Source organism: Hippea maritima DSM 10411 (genome assembly GCF_000194135.1).
GTDB lineage: Bacteria > Campylobacterota_A > Desulfurellia > Desulfurellales > Hippeaceae > Hippea > Hippea maritima.
The window spans coordinates 1,064,152-1,086,033 of the sequence record NC_015318.1 but is presented as its reverse complement, the minus strand read 5'-3'; the positions used below and the strand labels follow the sequence as shown (position 1 = coordinate 1,086,033).

Below are 21,882 nucleotides of genomic sequence, written 5' to 3'. Positions count from 1 at the left end.
CCATGTGTCTTAAGAAAAAGTATGAATGGACGGTCGGCATAAGGGTTTTGCACTGGTTGACCTTTTTATCAATAGGTGTACTTGTTTTTACCGGTTTTTACATAGCAAATCCCTTCTGGTTTACTCATACCCCTGGCACAAAAGAGGCCTATGATACATTTTCGATGGCCAACGTTAGGTTTATTCACTTTGTGGCCGCCTACATCTTTATCTTTGCCATTATTCTCAGGTTGTATTATGCGTTCTTCTCTCGCTTTGATGCCGATTGGAAAGAATTTATGTTTAGATGGCTCAATATAGGCGAGTGGATTAGTACCTTAAAGAATTATTTGACATTTAAGCCATACGGCGTTGAGGGATTAAAGAGTAAATATAATCCGGTTCAATCATTGGCTTATTTTGCCTTTATTTTGGCCTCAGTTTTACAAATCATAACGGGTATTGTGCTATATACGATGAACGATAACTCTATAAGAGGTGTTGCTTTTGTTCAGAAGCTACTATTTCCTGTTGTTCAGCTGTTTGGGGGTTATCCTAATATACGCATAGCCCATCATCTACTTATGTGGTTTTTCATTATCTTTGTTATAGCCCATGTTTATATGGTTATAGCGCACGATATAGGCGAGAAAAACGGCTCGCTTTCTTCGATGTTTACAGGTTATAAGTGCGAAGATGAATGAGATAGCCGTTGTAGGATTAGGTAACCTCTTGTTGGCCGATGAAGGCTTTGGGGTTCACCTAATCCGATATTTACAGGATAACTATGTTTTTGAGAATGTAGATATAATAGATGGAGGTACGATTGGGTTCGGATTGATTGAGTATTTCTTGACTTACAAGAACCTTGTATTTGTTGATGCTATTAGGATTAATGATAAACCGGGAAGTATTTATAAATTTAGTCTAAGTGAAGTTCCACCGAATTTAACATTTGTGTCATCTATCCATGAGATAGGTTTAGGTGATGTTTTGCATCATGTGAAACTTATGGGTGAGGATAGGGATGCCACAGTTGTTGGCGTTGTTCCTTTAGCTATTACACCAAATGATTTAAGTACAGAGCTTACCGGGTTGTTGCGTTTAAAGATAGAGCCAGTTGCCAGTATTGTACTCGATGAGGTAGAAAGGCTGGGTGGAATTTATGCACGAAGGGGCGATAGCCGAAAGTATAGTTGATATAATTAAACAGACAGCCTTAATAAACAAGCTTGAAAGAATAACCACTGTAAGGCTTAGAATAGGCAAATTGAGTGGTGTTATGGTAGACGCTCTGCTTTTTGCCCTTGATGCTTTAAAAAATGAGGAACCACTCATAAAAGATGCTGTTTTTGATGTAGAAAATGTGGCTATTAGGGCAAGATGTTTGCTGTGTAGCAGAGAATTTTGCTTTAAAAATGAATCAGATATAGTGTTAATTTGCCCTTATTGCAATATGCCACTTGATATAGTTGACGGTAAGCAGATGGAAATTATTGACATAGAGGGAGAGTAATGAAGAGGGTAGTTGTTCAAAAAAAGGTTTTAGAAAGAAATGATGAGACAGCTAATAAGATAAGAGAACTTTTAGCGTCAAAGGGTATTTTCTCTCTTAATTTTATGTCATCACCTGGTGCAGGTAAAACTACTATTGTGGAAAAGACTATTCAAGCTTTAAAGGATGATTTTAGGATTTCTTTTATAGACGGCGATTTGGATACAGACAGGGATGCTGAAAGAGTTAAAGCTTTGGGTGTCGATGTGGTACAGATAAATACATCTGGTGCCTGTCATTTAGATGCTCAAATGGTCTATGAAGCTCTTGGTAAGGTCTCTTTAAATTGTGATCTGCTTATTATAGAAAACGTTGGAAATCTGGTATGTCCTGCAACCTTTGATATTGGTGTGGATAAGAACATAGTTATATTGAGTGTCCCTGAAGGCGATGATAAGGTTAAGAAATACCCTGTTATGTTCAATGTGGCCGATGTTGTGCTCATAAATAAGATAGATTTGCTTGATATATTGGATTTTGATTTGGAGAAGGTAAAGGGCGAACTTAGGGAGATTTCCCCAAATGCCAAAGTATTTGAGGTTAGTGCCAAAAATGACACCAACCTCGATAGTTGGTTTAACTACTTAAAGGAGCTTGTAAAGCCCTATAAGTAAATTATATCTCGTGGATAGCGGTTGAAGGGCTTTGCCCCTTCTTTTGTTAAAAGATATACATTTTCTATTCCTACAGCGCCTACACCATCAAATGCCACTTTAGGCTCAAAGGCAAATGTCATATTTTCTTCTAATGCGTACTTTTGCCCTTTTGCGATAAACGGAAACTCATCTAACTCAAGGCCGATACCGTGGCCGACAAACGGTGTTTGGTTGCCTTTTATGCCCATAAAATTATCCTCATAACCTGCCTTTTTTGCCATTGATAAGCACTGGTTGTAAACATCCTCTGCTGCCATGCCGGGTTTTACAACCTCTTCAAGCCACGTTAGCATGTCTTTGCAAAAATAATAAGCTTTTTCAAGCTCTTTGGGTAGGCTGCCAACAACAAATAAGCGTGTTTCATCGGATAGATAACCTTGATAGTTAGCTAAAAAATCTACGATTACAGGGGAGTTTTCCTCAATCTTTTCAAATGATGCACCTTCTGGATAGCTTGGGTGCGGGCCTATACCTGCTGTAGGTTTTAAAAAACCCGATGGGTATGCACTTCTATAGCCTGAATGGACATGTCCCATGAATACTTCACCGTTGAAACCGCGCATCCTGCTTCTTCCTTGGTGTCCTCTTTTTCTTGCTCTAAACTCAAGTTCTGCACTTACCTCGATCTCTCTTTTTCCTGCCCTTATGAGCTCCTTTGCATCTTCCATGGTACAATCAAGCATTCTTGCTGCTTCCTGCATCTTTTCTATCTCGTAGGGTGATTTTTTTGCCCTTTGCCAGCGAATATGGAATGAGATATCGACAATTTCTGAGTCTTTAAAAATATCTTTAAGTTTTAGAAACATATCCGCAGGTACAACATCCATTTCTACACCAACGCGGTTTATTTTTATGCCTCTATCGTGCAATAGTTTAGGGAGTTGGCTTAGCCCCTTTATTTGAAACAGGGAATCCGTGGGTATGGCCGTCTCTTTCTCTGCTCTCAAAAATCCCCTTCTTATTGCATAAACCACATCATTGCTATCAGAAATTGCAAGGGCTCCAGATGGTACTGTGCCTGAAAAATAATATAGGTCTGTATTTTGCATGATTAGGGCCACGTCTATGCCATTTTGTTTTAGGGTTTTTGAAAAATCAGATATTCTTTTTGAGAACTCCTCTTTCATTTTGCCACTCCTTTAGCAAGATGTTTTTTGTAGTAGAAGAATGCGTATACCCAGCTGAATACCATTAAGACGACAACCGCTCCGCCTAAAAACTCAAAATTAAGGTTGTTTATAAATTCGAAGAATGCTGAATTTAGATTGAGTTTTTCTGAAATTACTTGAATCCATTCAATTGTGCCTATAGCTAATGCTACAAAAACACTGGCTCCTGTTATGACCATATTGAAAAATAATTTCCTTAATGCGTCAACCATAGCCCAGTCATATATTCTCATCATAACAAGACCATCAAGCGAATCCATTAAACTCATGCCCGCTGTAAACAGAAGCGGAAACATAATTACACCCCAGCTTGGAAGTTGGGAGTTTTTTGCCATGGCGGCTGAAATCCCTAAAATTGCTATTTCCGTTGCTGTATCAAAACCCAAGCCGAATAGAAAGCCCAATGGGTACATTTTCCAGCTTTTGTCTATTTTTCTATACATAAAACCGAAAAATCTACCCATAAGACCTCTTCTGTTTAAGAGTTCCTCGGCCATCTCTCTGGTTTGTTCATCAAGGCTGCCTTTTTCTTTGTAGATTTTGAAAACCCTGTATAGATCTTTGAGTATAAATAGATTAATTATGCCTATAATTGTTAAAAATCCAGCAGAAACAATACTTCCAAACAGCCCACCTGCATCCTCAATAGATTTTATGGTGGGGGAGAAGCCTCTCACTATGATGACGATGACTATAGACATTATCAGAACAACGCTTGAGTGCCCCAATGAGAAAAACAAGCCTACACCAACGTCTTTTCTTCCATCTTGTCTAAGTTTTCTTGTTACATTATCTATTGCGGCTATATGGTCTGCATCAAAGGCGTGCCTTAGCCCAAAAAAGTAAGCCAGTGCCCCAAGACTGACCATTGAAGGTGATAGTTTCACAACGCCTAAGAAAGCAAGCCATACACCTATGTTAAAGATAGCCAGAAAAGATAAGAGTAGCTTTGCGTTTTTATTGTCCATAACCCCCTCCTTTTTGGGTGCTTTATTTTTTAAGTGTTTAGCAATGTTTGCAGTATATGTCAATAATTAAATTAGTGATTAAGAATTAAAGGTTGACCTTTGCTTGTTTTTACTTTATTCTAATAGGTAGCAATCAAAAAATAAGTTAAGTGGGTTTTGGTGGCTTTTCTTAAAATTTGTTATATAAACACACAAATGTTGAGTGTTAGTTTCTATGGAGTTAAAATTGAAAGATTTTGATATCGGGGTAAGCACGTAAATACAAGAGGCGTTCAGGTAATGGTATGCGTAGATATAAATACAGTTAAGGAGTAATATTATGCGTATAAGTAGTATTAAAAGCATAAAAGATATTTCTGTTTTACTTTTACTATTAGTGGTTATTATTTTTAATATTTCCTTTTCTAATATTGTTATTGCTAAATCTATACAGATTAAACGCATCGAAGGTGAAATCGTTAGCGTAAATAAAAATATTCTAACTATTTTTAATTTTGAAACACAAGAGAGTGAAAAATATTTTATTACTGACAAAACAGATATTAAATCTGGTTCATTAGTATTGCTTGCAAAAGGTAAAACTTTGATTAAAACAGATAGGCTTTTGAGAAAAGGGTATGAGGTGTTAGTTGAGGCAAATGCTGAAAATCAAACTCTTATTAAAATTACAGTTAAGGAGATTCCAAAATGAAAAAAATATTGTTTATCTTGATATTTATTATAACACTTTATTCCCGTATTTCTGCTGCTTCTATGGCTGATTACTGTGCAGTTCCACCGTTTATAACCCAATCTGTTTATCCTAATATTCTGATTATTTTGGATAATTCTGGGAGTATGTATAATTTTGCTTATGAAAATGATTTTAATCCGTCTATTACTTATTATGGCTATTTTGATTCTGATAAAAAGTATAAATACGATAATGGTGGTGAGTATTTTTATGAAGATGCATCTGGTGAGTGGGATGGTAATTTTTTGAATTGGCTTACCATGAGAAGGGTGGATTTATTAAAAAAAGTGTTGGTTGGCGGTAGAGAAGATCAGAGTAGTGATGGGAGTTGGTATTTGATGGGTGAGCCTAATCCTGATAGGGACTACAACAAGGAGTATAGCAATGTAGATGATTATACGCCTTATAGCGGCAATCAGAGTTTTCTTGTTACTGGTGGTAAGTTTTATGTTGGATATTGGAGTGGAGACGTTTTTTATTATTATGATAACCCTTATTATATAAAGATTAAACTTGAAGATGAAAAGACTGGTATAATTCAAAAAATGTGGGATAAAGTTAGATTTGGACTTATGTTTTTTAATGTTGGGAATAAATTTGAGGACGGAAGAAACTCAGATGGCGGGTATGTGGCAGAATGGATATCAGGGCCAGGTGAAAATCAAGAATTGGTAAATGAGATTAGAAATATAGAGCCTTCAACTTGGACACCTTTAGCCGAAACTTATTACGAGGCCTTAAGATATTTTGGTGCGGAAGACTCTGCATATAATAGAGGCGTGAATTACTCTCATAATGATCCTGTTCAGTATAGATGTCAGAAAAACTTTGTTCTACTCATTACTGACGGTGAATCAACAAAAGATGAGAATTTACCTGGAGGTTATTTTAATGGCAATGTTGGAAAAGTAACAGATTCCAATCTCGATATTAAAACCTGGATGGATAAAATTGCGGAAAACGAGGGTTATTCATCCCAGTGGAGTTCTGAACTTTCAGAGGATGGAACTTATTATTTAGAGGGTGTAGCCTATTATAGTCATGTTTCTGATTTGAGAAGTGATATGGACGGCAGCCAGAACTTAAATCTATATGTAGTCTATACATTTGGTAATAGCGATACAGCCAGAGATTTACTGAAAAAAGCTGCCAAATATGGTGGATTTAAGGATATTAATGATAATAATGTGCCTGATTTGCAAAAAGAGTGGGATAATGACGACAATGGCGTACCAGATAACTATTTTGAAGCTCAAAGTGGGTATAAAATAAAGGATGATATATATAGGGCTATCTCTAATATTTTAAAAAAGACATCATCCGGCACTTCTGTTTCTGTTTTAGCAAAGAAAGTTAAGATGGGTTCTTTACTTAATCAAGCAGTATTTTATGCAAAGAAAGATGTAAATAACACAGAGATTAATTGGATAGGTCAATTGTTTACCTATTGGTTTTACAACGACAAGGGAGTTCAAAATATAAGAGAGGATACAATTGTAAATCATGCTTTGGATATTTGTTCATATGGTTCGTACGGCGGAGACGAAATTTTGGAATTTGATGTAGATAATACTACAGGTGATCTTGAAATTAAGAAATACAAAAGTGCGTGTACTGGCGAAAAGTATGATAATGATAATCAAATACCAGAAACTGTTAACAGTTTAGATGATGTTAAATATTTGTGGGAAGCTGGTAAAGAGTTAGCTGATACCTCTTATGATAATAGAACTATTTATACCACAGATGGTCATTCTCTTATTTCTTTTGATACTGATCACATAAGTTCATTCCAGGCATATCTAGGAAGTGATAATTATACAGACTCATCCACTCCTTTCCCTGATAATATGACAGTAGATAATATAACAAACTATATAAGAGGTCTTGATTTTTCAGGGGCAAGGAATAGAAGTTATAATGATAACGGAACTACTAAAGTGTGGAAGTTGGGCGACATAATTTATTCTTCTCCAAAAGTTGTTGATTATAATGATTACGCTATGGTGTATGTGGGGGCAAATGATGGAATGTTGCATGCTTTTAGGTTGGGATATTTATCTAAAAGTGGGTTAAGTCAATATCAAGTTGCCAAGCTTTGTAATAGTAGTAGTAGTTGTAGTGTAGATAAACTCGGAAAAGAAGAATGGGCATTTATTCCAAAAGATGTTTTACCTTATTTAAGATATTTGGCTGACCCGGATTATTGTCATATTTATACAGTGGATTTAACCCCGTATATGATATATGACGTGGAATCAAGTAATAGTACTGTACGTAAAATATTAATAGGTGGCATGAGAATGGGTGGTGGAGTTACGGGGTGTTCTACATCTGATGGGTGTATAAATCCGCCGGAGGATACGTGTTCTCCGGCGGCTTATAGTTACGATAACGATAGTTGTGTTGGTAGGTCTTCTTACTTCGCTCTTGATGTTACAGACCCTCGTAATCCTAACTTCCTATGGGAGTTTAATAAACCTTACCTTGGATTTGCTTATTCAGGCCCTGGAATTATCAAAAGAAAAAATGATAATGGAACTGTTAATTATTATATTGTTTTTACATCAGGCCCAACGAATTATAGAGGGGAGTCAAAACAAGATTTACATCTTTATATCTTGAAATTGGATTCTGATTTTAAGATAAGCCAGATATATGATGAAACAAACAAACTGGGAAATCAAAACAATGCATTTGGATCGAGAATTATGAGTGATGGAATTGATAGAGATAATGATGGAAATACAGATTTGTTATTTTTTGGCATGACTCAATTAAACGGCAGCGCATGGCAGGGAAATGTTTTTGCAATAAGGCCAACTGACGATGAAAACCCGGACAACTGGGATTATATTAAGGTATTTAATCAGGGAACCAGTGCTATAACTTCAAGTATAAGGTATATGAAGTGTTTTAATCATGATTATATATACTTTGGAACAGGACGGTGGTATTATAGAGGCGATGATCCTGGACAGAATAGTAATGACAAAGAATCTCTTTATGGCGTTATGATAGATGGGTGTTTCAGTGGTAATTGTAATGTCAATCAGGCAAAAAACACCACTGAATCGTGTAGCGAATTGGATAGCGCTCAAAGTGTGTGGGCATACAAGGTGGATTTAGACCCGAAAACTGGAAATTATACTAAAGAAAGGCTAATATCAGATCCCGCCGTTGATCCCTATGATAATCTTGTGTTCTTTGCAACTACAGAACCGTCTTCTGATGTGTGTTTGTTTGGAGGTAGGTCAAGAATGTGGGGACTGAATTGTGCAACAGGTTTGAGTATGTTTGATACAAGTTGTGCAGATAAAGGCTATGTTTCTGAGGTGTTACAGAACACGGTTTATATGCAATTATCCAGAGGTAATATAGTCCAAGTAAATAAAAATGCTTTTACTGAAAATAATAGAGCTACAACGGAATGGCATCAAGGCATTACTCCTGAAACTCAACCTATCCTACCTCCTCCTTATAAAGGATATTCTCCTTATATTTTGTTGTGGTTGGAAAAATGATGAATAGATACGGAACAACTCTAATTGAGGTTTTAGTTGTTATTACTATAATGACCATTTTACTTGCTATAGCAATACCAAACTATAATAAATGGCATAAGAGATATTCCATAGAGAATGACACAAAGCAAATTTATAGTTTAATCCAGAAAGAAAGACTAAAGGCTTTTACACAGAAAATATCAGTTAGTATATCTGTTAATGGAAATATCTTGATAGTGAGTGAAAATGGTGCAACTTCATATACAGTCCTGTTAAAGAATAATTTTTCCGGTGGTCCTATGGATATAGACACAAGAGGTACTTTAAGTGGCTCGAGTATATATCATTACAGCAAGCAGGAGGGATTAGTCCCTCAGTACGACTGTGTCGCTATTGATGATGTTAGGGTAAAGTTAGGAGAATATAATGGTAGTAAGTGTGTTGCTAAATAAAAAAGGTATGTCTTTAATATCTATTCTTGTTGCTATATTTATTTTTTTGGTCGCTATGCTGGGTTTATTGTCGGGAATAATCACAGCTATCCATTTGGATACACGTAATTTAATTAGGAATGAGGCAGTTAGGATAGTTCAGGAGACCTTTGATACATATAGGAATAAAAGTAATACTGAAATAAACTCTAAATTCATAAAAGTTTCAAATATTGCTTGTAAAGATTGCTTGGATAATTCTTCTGTATCTAGTGCCTGTGAAATAGTAACAAGGCAAATAAATAACTCTCAAATTAAATTTGCTATGCTTTTTGAAGGTGAATCTATTGTTAAAGCAGGCAATTTCATAAATTATGATAATATAACTATATGTTGGCGGTATAGGGGAGTTTTGTATCAAAAGAAATTTCAAACAATTATATTTAAGTAGTTGGAAGCTGATATGAAAAAGAAAGGTTTTACATTAATTGAGCTGATGGTTGCTATATTTATTTTTTTATTGATTCTAACTTTCATATATGCAACCTATACAGGAATTTTGTTTAATTATAAAGATATAGGTAAGCAGCTGGAGACTCAAACTCAAACGGTTCCAGCTTTAAATATACTCAGGTTGGATATAGAACATGCGGGATATGGTTTGGCATCGGATGAACCGAATAAACCCATAGAATGGGATGGTACGTCACTAACAATAAGGTCAACAATAAATTCTACAAGAAACAAAACAATCGGTTGGGAACTTGTTAAATGTGATAATAGTAGTTTTCAGGTTTTGTCTACTGAAGGTTCAATCGATAACAACTCAAAAGTAGTATGGATAGATGCAAAGAATGATAATAAGTTCATTGCTAATGGAACAGCTAACACCTGTCCGGGTAATTTTGATCTACTACTTGGTTTTCCCTATGAGGATAATGTTTCCAATGGATGTTCTAAGCAATTTTGTAATCAAATTGTCTATTCTCTAAGCTCTGACCAAAATATACCTACTTGTAATAAAGATACAAGGAATTTATTGAGAAAGGTGGGTAGCTCTAATGGTGAACCTATCCTTAATTGTGTTGGCGGTTTTGATGTGATTATAGATAATGTAAGTAAACCAACATTGGTTAATGTTTATATATTGCTGCAAGAAGGACAGAAAAAAAGAGATTATAATTTTGGCAATTCCGTTCTTAGCGAAGACAGCATAAGTTTTGATCTAAGTAAAATTACTGACTACCAGCATTACAGATGGAAAGTTATAAAAATTTCTGTGAAGCCGATGTCGGAATATAGGAGCTATCCATGAAGAAAAACAATAAAGGCATAGCATTAATCACCGTTCTTATACTGAGTTTTATAGGTTTAGCTTTAGTTGGTACTTTGCTGTTTATGACGAGAAATTCCATTAATATATCGGGGTATTTTTCTTCTTATCAAACTGCTTTAGAAGCTGCCAAAGGGGGATTTGATGCTTCTGTTGCTAAGCTTTTGAGCCTGGATTGCGACAATTCCTCTTTAAGTGGAAATTTAGATTTATCCGATTATATACCTTCATCACGGTTGGGAAACTACTCTGTAACATGCACTGTTTTAAGTAAATATTACTATCCTACTGTAGATCCAATTACCCACAACATTAGTGACCACTGTGTTTATTCTTTAGAAATAGAAGCAGACTCAACCATAGGGAATGATAAAGCTATAATAGACGCCGTTGTAAAAATAGAATAAAGCGAGGATAGAATAAAGCGAGGTTTAAAACCCCGCTCTGGTTTTACCCTTTTCTAAACACTATCTCATTTCCTTCATAGTCTGCGATTATCTTATCACCCTTTACAAATTTGCCTTCAAGTATCGCTTTAGCAAGGGCGTTTTCCAGTCTGTTCTGTATGTATCTTCTTAGAGGCCTTGCTCCATATACAGGGTCAAAGCCCTCATCGGCTATTCTTTCAACGAGCCTGTCGCTTACCTCAAGCTCATAGCCGTTCTCCTGTAATTTCTGCTGGGTTTTCTTAAGCAGCAATCTTACGATTTGCTTTATCTCGTTTCTGCCTAACGGGTTGAATACGATAATCTCATCAACCCTGTTTAAAAACTCCGGCTTAAACCTTCTTTTGAGCTCGGCATTAACCTCAGCCACGGCTTTTTCAAACTCAAGCTTGTATCCCTCTGTGCCTGGCTCACCCTTAATCCTTGTTAGGTATTCGCTGCCTATGTTTGAAGTCATTATGATAACCGTATTCCTGAAATCCACCGTTACGCCTTTTGAGTCGGTTAGGCGTCCATCGTCTAAAACCTGCAGAAGTATGTTGAACACATCTGGGTGTGCTTTTTCTATCTCATCAAGCAGCACAACTGAATATGGCTTTCTCCTTACCGCCTCAGTTAACTGACCACCTTCTTCATATCCCACATATCCAGGTGGTGCACCTATTAGTCTTGATACAGAGAACTTCTCCATATACTCACTCATATCTATTCTTATTATAGCTCTCTCATCATCAAACAGGTATTTAGCTAAGGCCTTTGATAGTTCGGTTTTTCCAACACCCGTTGGCCCTAAGAAGATAAACGATGCGATAGGTCTGTTTTTATCAGACAATCCAGCCCTTGAGCGTAAAATGGCCTCACTTACAGCTTTTACAGCGTGATCTTGACCTACAACCCTCTCTTTTAATTTATCTTCCATTTTGAGTAGTTTTTCTTTCTCGCTTTCGAGCATCTTAGAAACGGGAATGCCTGTCCATCTGGATACTATCGCTGCGACCTCTTCCTCGGTTACCTCCTCTTTTAAAAGCCTGTTTTCTATCGAGTTTAGCTCTTTTTGTTTCTCCTCAATCTCCTTTTGCAATTTTGGGAGTTCTCCATATTTTAACACGCTTGCCTTTTCAAAGTCGCCATTTCTTTCAGCTATCTCGATCTGGGTTTTGATTTTATCTAACTTTTCCTTTATGGTGCGTATATCCTCAATCAGGCCTTTCTCATACTGCCACTTTGCTCTTATCTGGTTGAGTTGTTCTTTTAATTGGCTCAATTCTTTCTCTAACTCTTCAAGCCTCTTTTTGGAGTCCTCGTCGTTCTCTTTTTTTAGTGCCTGACGCTCTATCTCAAGCTGGGCAATCTTTCTGTTTAGATTGTCGATAGGCTCTATATCGCTTTCAAGCTGCGTTTTTAGGCTTGCTGCTGCCTCATCTATCAAATCGATTGCCTTATCAGGTAGAAATCTATCTGTAATGTATCTGTGGCTCAAAACGGCAGCGGCAACTAAAGCAGAATCCTTTATCCTGACGCCGTGATGAAGCTCATATTTTTCCTTCAAGCCCCTGAGAATAGATATGGTATCTTCAACCGTAGGCTCTTTTACGAAAACCGGCTGGAATCTCCTTTGTAGCGCTGCATCCTTTTCAATGTATTTTCTGTATTCTTTAAGTGTTGTAGCGCCTATACAGCGTAGCTCACCCCTTGCAAGCATCGGTTTTAGCATATTTGATGCATCCATTGAGCCTTCAGCTGAGCCTGCACCTACAACGGTATGAAGCTCATCTATGAATAGAATGATTCTACCCTCTGAGCGTTTCACCTCATTCAATACGGCCTTAAGCCTCTCTTCAAACTCACCTCTAAATTTAGCACCTGCTATCAGTGCGCCCAAATCAAGCTCTATTAGAGTTTTGTCTTTTAGGCTTTCTGGAACATCGCCTTTTGCTATCCTTTGTGCCAACCCTTCAACGATGGCTGTTTTACCCACGCCGGGTTCACCTATTAGGACGGGATTGTTTTTTGTTCTTCTTGAGAGTATCTGAATGGTTCTTCTGATCTCCTCATCCCTTCCTATAACAGGATCTAACTTACCGCTCTTTGCAAGTTCTGTTATGTCTCTTCCGTACTTCTTTAGAGCTTCGTATTTTTCTTCTGGGTTTTGGTCTGTGACCCTAACGCCACCCCTGATATCCACTAATGCCTTTAGAAGTTCGTCTTTTTTAACTCCAAAATGCTTGAACACCTCAGATGCATCGCACTTCTCGGATAGTGCTATTAAGAAATGCTCAACACTTATATACTCATCCTCCATTAAGCGCATCTGTTCTTCTGCTCTTTTGAAGACATCGTCCAACTCTTTTGTTATGTAAAACTGGGTTGATGTTGAGCCTGCAATTTCCACCTTTGGAATCTTCTCTATAAGGCTATCGGTGTAGGATGTAAATGCACTTATGTCTACGCCTAACTTTTTGAGTATAGAGACTGCAACACTCTCGGAATCTGAAATGATAGCCCTCAGTAGATGCAAAGAGCCAATTTCTTGGTTTTTATGGGACTCTGCTATCTGTTTTGCTGTTTGTAGTGCCTCTTGTGATTTTACGGTTAATTTGTTTATATCCATAAATCCCTCCTACATTTTTTATTTCGGCGGTAAAACCAAGGAAGGGACGCCCCTCCCTCGGCATTACCGTCTTATTTTGCCTCTTTTTCGATCGGTATCTCTTTTGGTTTGGACTCAGGTTTCTTTGGAAGTGTTATCGTCAAAACGCCATCTTTGTATTTTGCTTTAATGGCATCCACATTCACATTGTCTGGCAATAGGAAGCTTCTTGAGAATGAACCGTAGCTTCTCTCCATTCTGTAGTAGTTCTTGCCCTCTTCTTTCTTCTCAAACTTCCTCTCACCATAGATGGTCAATGTGTTGTTCTCAAGATTTATCTTGATATCATCTTCCTTCATACCAGGTGCTTCAACCTCTATGTTGATAGAATCCTTTGTTTCATAGATATCGACAGCTGGCATCCAATCTGTGGTATCTCTGCCCTGACTGCTGCTTGGCAGAAGATCGTTGAATACCCTGTTTAATCTCTCCTGAAGTGTTGTTAACTCCTTGAATGGCTCCAATGCGTTCAACATGGCTTTCACCTCCTCAATTTTTTTCTCAACTTCGCTATTTAATATAAGCTTGATAGTCTTATTGTCAAGTATCTGATGAAATTTTTTTAAATTTTTTATTTTTGGCGTTGAAAATGGGTTTTTTGTATCTCAAAAACTTGACAATATCATTATAAGGTTTATATTTATGGTTGCAACTGTGCAAAATTCTTTGAAAGAAGGAGAGTGGCTATGAGAGATCCTTACGAGGTCTTAGGGGTTTCAAAAAGTGCAACAGATGAGGAAATAAAAAAGGCATATAGAAGACTGGCAAGAAAGTATCATCCAGATCTAAATCCCAATAACAAGGAGGCTGAGAAGAAGTTTAAAGAGATCAATGAAGCGTACTCTATCCTGTCAGACCCTGAGAAACGTAAACAGTATGACCAGTTTGGTTTTTCGGGGTTTGACGCAAGCGGTAATTCTTATGATTTTAGTAATTTTAAAGATTTTGGCTTTGACTTTGGCAACTTCAAGACAGGTTATTCATCTGAGGGTTTTGATATAGGTGATTTGTTTGAGAATCTATTTAGCGGTGGAAGAAGGTCAGGTTTTAGGAATACCTATGAGCCCAAAGGTGCCGATATTTACTATTCAATGGATCTGGATTTTAAAGATGCAGTTAAAGGGACTACGATAACATTAAATATAAATGGTGAAAAGGTTAAGGTAAAGGTTCCAGCAGGTATAAAAAATGGCACAAAATTGAAAGTCAAAGGCAAAGGTCAGCCAGGCCCTGGGGGAAGAGGAGATCTGCACATCATCGTTAATGTCAAAAAAGACCCCAACTTTGAGATTAAGGACGGTAAACTTTATACAACATTTGAGGTACCGCTGTTGACAGCGCTGTTGGGTGGTTCTGCTAAGGTCAAAACATTGGATGGTGATATTACCATAAAAGTACCAAAGGGTACTCAATGCAATCAGGTGTTTAAGATAAAGGGCTACGGTGTGGGTTCAGATCCGCTCTATGCTAAGGTTAATGTTAAAATACCAAAGAGCATAAAAGATGAAGAATGTATAAAAAAAGCGTTAGAGGGTTAAACTATGGGCAGGAAAAAGGGTTTTTATACGATAGGTATGGTTGCGGAAATCTTAAATATTCATCCACATACACTTAGAGAATATGAGCGCGAGGGGCTTATAAGACCTAAGAGAACAGCAGGAAACATTAGGATTTATACCGATGAAGATATAGAGGATATTAAGTTTATTAGAGAAATGACACAAGAACTTGGAGTGAATTTGGCAGGAGTTGATATTATAATGAGAATGAAAAGGCAAATTGAACAGTTGCATTCGGTAATAGAGAGTTTAGAATCTACTTTGAGGAAGAAGATAGAAGAAGAGAACGCCCGAAGGAGTTCTCTTGTAAAAAAAGAGCCCTCTCATATAGTTGAGATTAAAATAGAAAGAGATGATTAACTTCCTAGTTCTTCACTCCTTTTTGTTGCCGCAACTACCGCCTCTATAAAGCCACCTCGCGTTCCCCTTTTTTCAAGTTCAGCCAATCCATAGATTGTTGTCCCACCGGGGGATGCTACCATATCCTTTAACTCTGCTGGGTGTTTACCGGTTTTTAATACCAATTCAGCAGCGCCTTTAACCGTTTGGGCAGCTAATTTTAAGGCATCCTCACGCCTGAGGCCAACCTTTACACCACCGTCTGCTAAGGCTTCTATTACCTCAAATATATAAGCAGGTCCACTGCCTGAAAGACCAGTTACGGCATCCATAAAGCGTTCATTGTGTATAACCACAACCTCACCAACAACTCCTAAAATTGCCATTGCTATCTCTTCATCTTCCTTCGTTGTTCTTGGTCCACAATAGATGGCGCTTGCAGCCTGTTTTACTATAGCTGCAATGTTTGGCATAACTCGTATAAATCTTCCTTTTTTCAATATAGAACGCATAACCTCAACTTTTATGCCAGCGGCGATCGATATGATGAGTTTGCTGTTATCTATAAACGGGTATATCTCCTGGAGGCATTCAGGTATGTCAATGGGTTGAACGGCCAATATAATAATATCTGACTCTTTTGCTAATTGTGGGTTTTCTAAAAACTTCACACCAAATCTTTCCTCCACTGTCTCTTTGGGTATGTAGGCATCACTTACCAAGATATTTTTCTTATCTATTCCCACGTTCAAAAGCCCCGTTAAAAGGGCAGAGCCCATTTTACCTACACCTATGATACCTATAATTTTGTCCTTTAGCATTTCTCCTCCTCAAAGAGTGGTTTTTGAAAACTTACAAATTTTATAAGAAAAAGGCAATAGGAAAATTGTTAATTTGGTAAGTGGTCCACACATACTTACCACCTCTACTAAATATATACAGGTTCACAAACTTACTCAACCATTCATAAGGGTAGCCTGCTACCCTTATGATATCTTCCAGTAGTAAGGTTGGAAACCTTACTATGTTTTCAGATATCATAGCTTTTGTTGATTTCAGTTTCTCAAAAGGCGTTAGGCCGTTCATGTCTATGCCATAGTGAGGCCTTGCTGTATTCCATGTATCCTGCCATTGTTGAGCTTTGAGCAAGAACTCAGCGTCATTCCTGCACCTTTCTGGATGAATGGAGAAAAATGATTCATCGTCTTTTCTGTGTGAGTTTTCAACTATAGCCTGGAGGTGTTTTGCACCTGGTGGTATGGGTTTTAACTCTACATTCAGTTTTGAAAAGAATTCGTTGTATTCATCCAATTTTCTTCTGCTTGAGGATGCAAATTCAGAACCGTTGTCCAACCTTATGTTTATTTTTCCCCTTACATTGTGCAGCTTTAACCACAGTACGACAAAAAGGATAAAAGCAAATCCAAAGGATGCAGAAAGAGTATGGGAGTAAGCTGTAAATCTCATTCTCGTTTTTACATCTATTGCGTTCCATTCATATTTTGGCAGGTCGTATTTCTCTATGTGTCTATACACGCTCTTTGGTAGAGATGTTTCATACAGTATGTGTTTTGTGTCTATCTGAAGGTGGCTAAAGGGCGTCAGGTGTTCATAATCATAAAGATGCCTTCTGTTTTTGTTTAGAGTCCTTATTTTCTTTTTCCTCACCCTGTTTCTCTTTAAAACCTTCTTTATTGTGTTTTCGCTTATCTCTATGGAGTATTTGTTCTTTAGGTAATAGCTTAGAAGCCTGTATCTGTACCCTGTGCTTTTTGCCTCTTCAACAATGAGTTTTTCAAGAGAACAGTCTATCTTTTTTCTTATGTTCTTTGGTCTTCTTGATAAGTCATTTAGTTCTCCATCCCTTGCCCTTCTCACTGTAGCCCTTGATATGCCAAGTATTCTTGCTGTTTTTGAGACATTGCCGTTGTTTTTCTCTAAAACCTTTCTGACCAAAATTCTTGCACTTGCAGGGTTTGATTTTCTCAAAGTGTGGTATATACTATCCATGATGCAGCCTCCATCCCTTTAGGAGTTTTATGGGTCTTCCTATTATATTCAAATCCAGTGATTTGAATATGCAAAAGAGGATGTGGGCTGCATCAGCCCTTGAGAAAGAGAAAGATTTAACGGGCAGAAAACCTACTTTCAGGTTTTCTGCCCCTACTATCTTTCTTATTCTCTTCACTTCCATGTTGGTGCCTCCACTCTCTTTTCTATCATTCTCATTCTCAGACATAGATATTACCTCTATTTGCTTTAGGTGGTAAGTATGTTTGGACCTATCTGGTAAAATTGTTAATTTACTCTTGACTAATCGGTATAAGATGAGTATATTCATTGGCGAGTGGGCCGCTAGCTCAGTTGGTAGAGCAACGGACTCTTAATCCGTCGGTCGTAGGTTCGACCCCTACGCGGCTCACCATTTTCTTTTTTATTTTTTCCTTATGGTGAGTATAGCTCAGTTGGCAGAGCACCAGGTTGTGGCCCTGGTGGCCGTGGGTTCAAGTCCCACTACTCACCCCATCTTTTTTGAAGGTAATCGTTGAATGATAATCATAAATGAAAAGAATCCAAATCCAGCCATAGCGCTTCTTAAAGCAGGTGGTGTAATTATCTGTCCGGCTTTTACGATTTACGGTTTCAGTGCATTCCTGTTTAGTAAAGCGGCAAATAAACGAATCTTCCTTCTCAAAAGAAGAAGCATAAATAAGCCGTTTATAGTGATAGCTCATAAGGATTTTATCCTGGATGTGGCTTTTGAGGCTGACAAGGATAAGCTTGCGTTTTTGCTTGATAATGGTTTTAGCGTTCTGATTAAGACAAAAATCAAATTGCCGCACTGGGCATCTTTTTCTTCTAAGACGGTTTTCAGGCTTGCAAATACGGAATTTTTAAAGAAGGTTTGTTCTGTTGGGCCTATTACATCGACCAGCGTTAACATATCAAATTCAGGCGAGATAAATTCTCCTCTTCAAATAGTAAAACTTTACAAAAATCGGGTTAATGGTATAGTTTTAGGCAAGGTAAAAGGTGTAGGTTCCACTATTGTCGAACTTAACCGTGGCGTAATTACTGTTCTAAGAAGGGGTTTTAATATAGAAAAGTTAGAAGTGATAGGAGGTTGATTATGACAGAGTTGGCAGACAGGATAAAACAATTGCCGCCTTATCTGTTTGCAGAGATTGATAGGCTAAAAGAAGAAGTTGCAAAAAAAGGTGTGGATATTATTGATCTTGGGGTTGGTGATCCCGATATACCAACGCCAAATGAGATCGTTGAGGTTGCAAAGAAGGCCATAGAAAACCCAAAAAACCATCAATACCCAAGCTATGTGGGTATGCTTAAGTTTAGAGAGTCTGTTGCTAACTGGTATAAAAGGAGATTTGGTGTTGAGCTTGACCCGTCAACAGAGGTTGTAAGCCTTATAGGCTCAAAAGAGGGTATTGCCCATCTTCCGTTGGCTTACATAAACCCGTCCGATTATGCGCTTGTTCCAGATCCGGGCTATCCGGTTTATCCGGTTGCCGTTATGTTTGCCGGTGGAGAGGTTTATAAGATGCCTCTTAAGGAGGAAAACGGGTTCTTAATAGATCTGGATAGTATCGATAAGGATGTTCTTAAAAAAGCGAAGTTGATGTTTTTGGGCTATCCAAACAATCCGACATCTGCTGTTGCCGATAAGGATTTTTACAAAAGGGTGGTTGAGCTTGCAAAGGAGTATGGTTTTGTTGTTGCAAGCGATAATGCGTATTCGGAGATCTGCTATGATGGATATAAGCCAATCAGTTTCCTTGAGGTGGAAGGGGCAAAGGATGTGGGGATAGAGTTTCATTCCCTTTCAAAGACCTTCAATATGACTGGTTGGAGGATAGGGTTTGCAGTGGGCAACAGGGATGTTATTGCTGCTTTGGGTAAGGTTAAAACAAATATAGACTCAGGCATATTCCAGGCCATTCAGGAGGCAGGGGCTTATGCTTTGGATAATGCAGAGCGTCTAAATGCTCAGATAATAAAGACATTCCAAAAAAGAAGGGATCAGATGGATGAGGCACTAAGAAAGGCTGGTTTTGAGTTTAACACACCAAAGGCAACATTCTATTTTTGGGTTAAAGTGCCAAAGGGATTTAGCTCGGCCGAATTTACCAAAAAACTCCTTCAGGAGAAGGGAATCGTCGTGACACCGGGTAATGGTTTTGGTGATGCAGGAGAGGGTTATTTTAGGATAAGTATAACAAATCCAAGAATTGAAGAGGCTGTTGAGAGGATAAGGAGTGCGGCCCTTTAATCGATGGGTATACCTTTCTGTTGGTAGTAATGTAGGTAACAGAAAAACCAATCTAAAAAAGGCGGTTTCTTATCTAAAGAGGCGATTAATAGTTGTGACGTCTTCGAAGATCTATGAGAGTGAGCCGTGGGGATATAAAAAACAGAAGAATTTTTGCAATCTTGCGCTTAGGGTTAAGTCAAATTTAAAACCTTATGAGTTACTTAGGTTTGCTAAACAAATAGAAAGAAAATTAGGTAGAAATAAGAAATTTAAGTGGGGGCCGCGCACGGTAGACATTGACATTATTGCTTATCAAAATATAATTCTAAGAACGAAAAATCTCTGGCTTCCTCATAGGTGGGCAGCTGAGAGGCTCTTTGTTGTTGTCCCTCTGTTGGATGTGGGGGCAGAGCTTAAGTTGAACGGCTTAAGTTTAGAAGAACTTAAAAGCAAGCTTGAAGGCATACAGAGCCTCAAGACTTGCTAAAAGGAGTATTTTATTTGCTGTTAATAGGCAGAAGACCCCTGTTTGGGGCTTTGAGCCACTATAACACAAACAAAATCGCCTGGAGATGTACCTCAAGGGTGCATTTTCAGGCTTTTTTTATTTCTTAAAAGGGAGGTTTTATGGCTATTACTGTTCCTAAAATCAAGGATATGAAAGACAAAGAAAAGATCAGCATGATAACGGCATACGATTATACATCGGCAAGGATAGCGGATGAGGCAGGCATCGATATTATATTGGTTGGTGATTCTTTGGCTATGGTTATGCAGGGTAAAAGCTCAACCATACCTGTAACGGTTGATGAGGTGATCTATCATGCAAAGATGGTGCGCCAGGGTGCAAAGAATGCGTTAATCGTTGTTGATATGCCGTTTATGAGCTATCAAGCAGATTATGTTGAAGCCATAAGGAATGCTGGCAGAATATTGAAAGAAACTGGCTGCGATGCGGTAAAACTTGAAGGTGGAAGGGAGTTTGTGCCTACCATAAGCAGTATAGTGGCAGCGGGAATCCCGGTTATGGGCCATCTTGGACTGACACCTCAGTCTATAAATATATTTGGATCATATAAAGCCAGGGGCAAGGATGAGGCTGAAGCCACCAAAATTAAAGAGGATGCAAAGTTTTTGCAGGAGGCTGGTGTATTTTCGATAGTGCTTGAATCTGTTCCAAAGCAGCTTGCAAAAGAGATTACCGAGTCTGTAAATGTTCCTACTATTGGCATAGGTGCTGGTGTTCACACCGACGGTCAGGTGCTTGTTTTTCATGATATGCTGGGTCTATTTGATGATTTTAAACCGAAGTTTGTAAAAAGATACGCACATCTGAAAAAAGATGCGCTTGACGGTGTAAAACAATACATAAAAGAGGTTAAGGCTGGTGAGTTTCCAACGGATGAGCATTCATATCTGTGAGGTGGAATATGAGGATAGTTTATTCTGCTTCTGAGATGCAGGCGATCGCCAATAAATACAGGGAGTGGGGCAAAAGGATAGGTTTTGTTCCTACTATGGGTTATCTGCATGAGGGTCATCTGTCTTTGGTAAGGCAGGCAAAACAGGACAACGATGTTGTGTTTGTGAGTATATTTGTAAATCCGCTCCAGTTTGCACCAAACGAGGATTTGGATAAATACCCGAGGGATATAGAAAGGGATGAGTCTTTATTGAATAAAGAAGGGGTTGATTTTGTTTTCTATCCATCTGTTGAGGATATGTATCCGGATGGATTTCAGACCTATGTTGAGGTTGATAAGCTAACGAAGGTTTTAGAAGGCAAAAGCAGGCCTACACATTTTAGAGGGGTTACTACCGTTGTTGCAAAGCTGTTCAACATAGCAAAACCCCACAGGGCTTATTTTGGCAAAAAGGATGCTCAGCAGCTAATAGTTATAAAGCGTATGGTTAAAGATTTGAATATGGATATAGAGATAATCGGCATGCCTATTGTCAGGGAAAGCGATGGGCTTGCGTTAAGTTCGCGCAATAAATACCTAAATCAAAAGGAAAGAGAGCAGGCTGTATGCTTATATAAAGCGCTTATGAAGGCTAAAGAGCTTATAGAGACTGGCCAAAGGGATGCAGATGTGATTAAGGAAGAGATGAAGAAGGTTATAGAGGGCTATCCACTTGCAAAAATAGATTATATAGACATAAATAGCTTGAGCACTCTTGAGCAGCTAAAGCAGGTCAAAGAGGGTGATACACTTGTTTCTTTGGCTGTCTTTTTGGGCTCAACAAGGCTTATCGATAATATGTGGTTTTGAATAAAACGTTTGGAG

The 21,882-nt window shown here is 38.0% G+C and carries 24 protein-coding genes and 2 tRNA genes; 19 read left to right on the top strand and 7 right to left on the bottom strand.

Translation table 11 applies throughout. The features are described 5' to 3' along the window. Positions 1-2: 2 nt before the first annotated feature. Genes cybH through hypB form a run of 4 tightly spaced genes read left to right on the top strand, consistent with a single transcriptional unit; the run spans position 3 to position 2,148 of the window. Positions 3-683: a Ni/Fe-hydrogenase, b-type cytochrome subunit gene (cybH, locus tag HIPMA_RS09180; RefSeq protein WP_013682100.1), complete on the top strand. Its 681-nt coding sequence runs from the start codon at positions 3-5 to the stop codon at positions 681-683. Then, positions 676-1,179 carry a hydrogenase maturation protease gene (locus HIPMA_RS05660; protein WP_013682099.1) on the top strand — a complete coding sequence of 168 codons (504 nt, stop codon included), beginning with the start codon at positions 676-678 and terminating at the stop codon, positions 1,177-1,179. Before cybH ends, HIPMA_RS05660 begins: the two co-directional genes overlap by 8 nt. After that, a complete protein-coding gene (locus HIPMA_RS05655; RefSeq protein ID WP_013682098.1) occupies positions 1,145-1,495 on the top strand; it encodes a hydrogenase maturation nickel metallochaperone HypA/HybF in 351 nt (116 codons plus the stop codon). The genes HIPMA_RS05660 and HIPMA_RS05655 overlap by 35 nt, the downstream gene beginning before the upstream one ends. Next, entirely contained in the window at positions 1,495-2,148 is a 654-nt protein-coding gene (gene hypB / locus HIPMA_RS05650; RefSeq protein ID WP_013682097.1) for a hydrogenase nickel incorporation protein HypB, read from the top strand. The genes HIPMA_RS05655 and hypB overlap by 1 nt, the downstream gene beginning before the upstream one ends. Here the strand turns inward: hypB and HIPMA_RS05645 are convergent. Together HIPMA_RS05645 and HIPMA_RS05640 are read right to left on the bottom strand one after the other, a co-directional pair. Further along, positions 2,139-3,317, bottom strand: coding sequence for a M24 family metallopeptidase (locus HIPMA_RS05645; RefSeq protein WP_013682096.1), 1,179 nt, complete (start codon positions 3,315-3,317; stop codon positions 2,139-2,141). The two genes, hypB and HIPMA_RS05645, sit on opposite strands and share 10 nt — an antisense overlap. Beyond that, a complete protein-coding gene (locus tag HIPMA_RS05640; RefSeq protein WP_013682095.1) occupies positions 3,314-4,327 on the bottom strand; it encodes a HoxN/HupN/NixA family nickel/cobalt transporter in 1,014 nt (337 codons plus the stop codon). Before HIPMA_RS05640 ends, HIPMA_RS05645 begins: the two co-directional genes overlap by 4 nt. A gap of 319 nt (positions 4,328-4,646) precedes the next feature. On the opposite strand from HIPMA_RS05640, the gene HIPMA_RS05635 reads away from it, so the two are divergent. From HIPMA_RS05635 to HIPMA_RS05610, 6 genes are read left to right on the top strand one after another with little or no spacing between them, the layout of a single operon-like run. Continuing rightward, positions 4,647-5,018, top strand: a complete 372-nt coding sequence (locus HIPMA_RS05635; RefSeq protein WP_013682094.1) for a hypothetical protein — start codon at positions 4,647-4,649, stop codon at positions 5,016-5,018. Then, positions 5,015-8,584, top strand: a complete 3,570-nt coding sequence (locus HIPMA_RS05630; RefSeq protein ID WP_013682093.1) for a pilus assembly protein — start codon at positions 5,015-5,017, stop codon at positions 8,582-8,584. Before HIPMA_RS05635 ends, HIPMA_RS05630 begins: the two co-directional genes overlap by 4 nt. Beyond that, the gene (locus HIPMA_RS05625; protein WP_148226562.1) at positions 8,569-9,018 is read left to right on the top strand and encodes a pilus assembly FimT family protein; all 450 of its coding nucleotides are present in this window, start codon (positions 8,569-8,571) and stop codon (positions 9,016-9,018) included. The genes HIPMA_RS05630 and HIPMA_RS05625 overlap by 16 nt, the downstream gene beginning before the upstream one ends. Next, on the top strand, positions 8,993-9,448 hold the full coding sequence (locus tag HIPMA_RS05620; protein ID WP_013682091.1) for a type IV pilus modification PilV family protein: 456 nt from the start codon (positions 8,993-8,995) through the stop codon (positions 9,446-9,448). The genes HIPMA_RS05625 and HIPMA_RS05620 overlap by 26 nt, the downstream gene beginning before the upstream one ends. A 12-nt stretch (positions 9,449-9,460) precedes the next feature. Continuing rightward, positions 9,461-10,312, top strand: coding sequence for a PulJ/GspJ family protein (locus HIPMA_RS05615; RefSeq protein ID WP_013682090.1), 852 nt, complete (start codon positions 9,461-9,463; stop codon positions 10,310-10,312). After that, positions 10,309-10,737 carry a hypothetical protein gene (locus tag HIPMA_RS05610; RefSeq protein ID WP_013682089.1) on the top strand — a complete coding sequence of 143 codons (429 nt, stop codon included), beginning with the start codon at positions 10,309-10,311 and terminating at the stop codon, positions 10,735-10,737. Before HIPMA_RS05615 ends, HIPMA_RS05610 begins: the two co-directional genes overlap by 4 nt. Before the next feature lie 43 nt (positions 10,738-10,780). Here HIPMA_RS05610 and clpB read toward each other — a convergent pair whose 3' ends face one another. Next, a complete protein-coding gene (clpB, locus tag HIPMA_RS05605; protein ID WP_013682088.1) occupies positions 10,781-13,387 on the bottom strand; it encodes an ATP-dependent chaperone ClpB in 2,607 nt (868 codons plus the stop codon). A gap of 71 nt (positions 13,388-13,458) precedes the next feature. Continuing rightward, a complete protein-coding gene (locus HIPMA_RS05600) occupies positions 13,459-13,902 on the bottom strand; it encodes an Hsp20/alpha crystallin family protein (RefSeq protein WP_013682087.1) in 444 nt (147 codons plus the stop codon). A 210-nt stretch (positions 13,903-14,112) separates the two neighbouring features. On the opposite strand from HIPMA_RS05600, the gene HIPMA_RS05595 reads away from it, so the two are divergent. After that, the gene (locus tag HIPMA_RS05595) at positions 14,113-14,964 is read left to right on the top strand and encodes a DnaJ C-terminal domain-containing protein (protein WP_013682086.1); all 852 of its coding nucleotides are present in this window, start codon (positions 14,113-14,115) and stop codon (positions 14,962-14,964) included. A gap of 3 nt (positions 14,965-14,967) precedes the next feature. After that, positions 14,968-15,345, top strand: a complete 378-nt coding sequence (locus tag HIPMA_RS05590) for a MerR family transcriptional regulator (RefSeq protein WP_013682085.1) — start codon at positions 14,968-14,970, stop codon at positions 15,343-15,345. On the opposite strand, the gene proC is transcribed toward HIPMA_RS05590, so the two are convergent. Genes proC through HIPMA_RS05575 form a run of 3 tightly spaced genes read right to left on the bottom strand, consistent with a single transcriptional unit; the run spans position 15,342 to position 17,563 of the window. Then, complete coding sequence (proC, locus tag HIPMA_RS05585) at positions 15,342-16,145, bottom strand: pyrroline-5-carboxylate reductase (RefSeq protein WP_013682084.1); 804 nt, start codon at positions 16,143-16,145, stop codon at positions 15,342-15,344. The genes HIPMA_RS05590 and proC overlap by 4 nt on opposite strands. Positions 16,146-16,185: 40 nt before the next feature. Next, positions 16,186-17,334: an IS481 family transposase gene (locus tag HIPMA_RS05580; protein WP_013682083.1), complete on the bottom strand. Its 1,149-nt coding sequence runs from the start codon at positions 17,332-17,334 to the stop codon at positions 16,186-16,188. Then, the gene (locus HIPMA_RS05575) at positions 17,327-17,563 is read right to left on the bottom strand and encodes a hypothetical protein (RefSeq protein WP_013681235.1); all 237 of its coding nucleotides are present in this window, start codon (positions 17,561-17,563) and stop codon (positions 17,327-17,329) included. Before HIPMA_RS05575 ends, HIPMA_RS05580 begins: the two co-directional genes overlap by 8 nt. Positions 17,564-17,673: 110 nt before the next feature. Here HIPMA_RS05575 and HIPMA_RS05570 point away from each other — a divergent pair. The 7 genes from HIPMA_RS05570 (at position 17,674) to panC (ending at position 21,867) form a co-directional block, all read left to right on the top strand. Continuing rightward, positions 17,674-17,749, top strand: a tRNA-Lys gene (locus tag HIPMA_RS05570). Between the two features lie 25 nt (positions 17,750-17,774). Further along, positions 17,775-17,850 (top strand) — tRNA-His (locus tag HIPMA_RS05565). Positions 17,851-17,873: 23 nt separating this feature from the next. Further along, positions 17,874-18,452 carry an L-threonylcarbamoyladenylate synthase gene (locus HIPMA_RS05560; protein WP_013682082.1) on the top strand — a complete coding sequence of 193 codons (579 nt, stop codon included), beginning with the start codon at positions 17,874-17,876 and terminating at the stop codon, positions 18,450-18,452. A 2-nt stretch (positions 18,453-18,454) separates the two neighbouring features. Further along, positions 18,455-19,612, top strand: coding sequence for an LL-diaminopimelate aminotransferase (locus tag HIPMA_RS05555; protein WP_013682081.1), 1,158 nt, complete (start codon positions 18,455-18,457; stop codon positions 19,610-19,612). Next, positions 19,599-20,081 (top strand): 2-amino-4-hydroxy-6-hydroxymethyldihydropteridine diphosphokinase, encoded by a 483-nt coding sequence (gene folK / locus HIPMA_RS05550; RefSeq protein WP_013682080.1) that lies wholly within the window; start codon positions 19,599-19,601, stop codon positions 20,079-20,081. The genes HIPMA_RS05555 and folK overlap by 14 nt, the downstream gene beginning before the upstream one ends. A gap of 140 nt (positions 20,082-20,221) precedes the next feature. Beyond that, entirely contained in the window at positions 20,222-21,016 is a 795-nt protein-coding gene (gene panB, locus HIPMA_RS05545) for a 3-methyl-2-oxobutanoate hydroxymethyltransferase (protein ID WP_013682079.1), read from the top strand. A gap of 8 nt (positions 21,017-21,024) precedes the next feature. Further along, on the top strand, positions 21,025-21,867 hold the full coding sequence (panC, locus tag HIPMA_RS05540; protein ID WP_013682078.1) for a pantoate--beta-alanine ligase: 843 nt from the start codon (positions 21,025-21,027) through the stop codon (positions 21,865-21,867). The last annotated feature ends 15 nt before the right edge of the window (positions 21,868-21,882 follow it).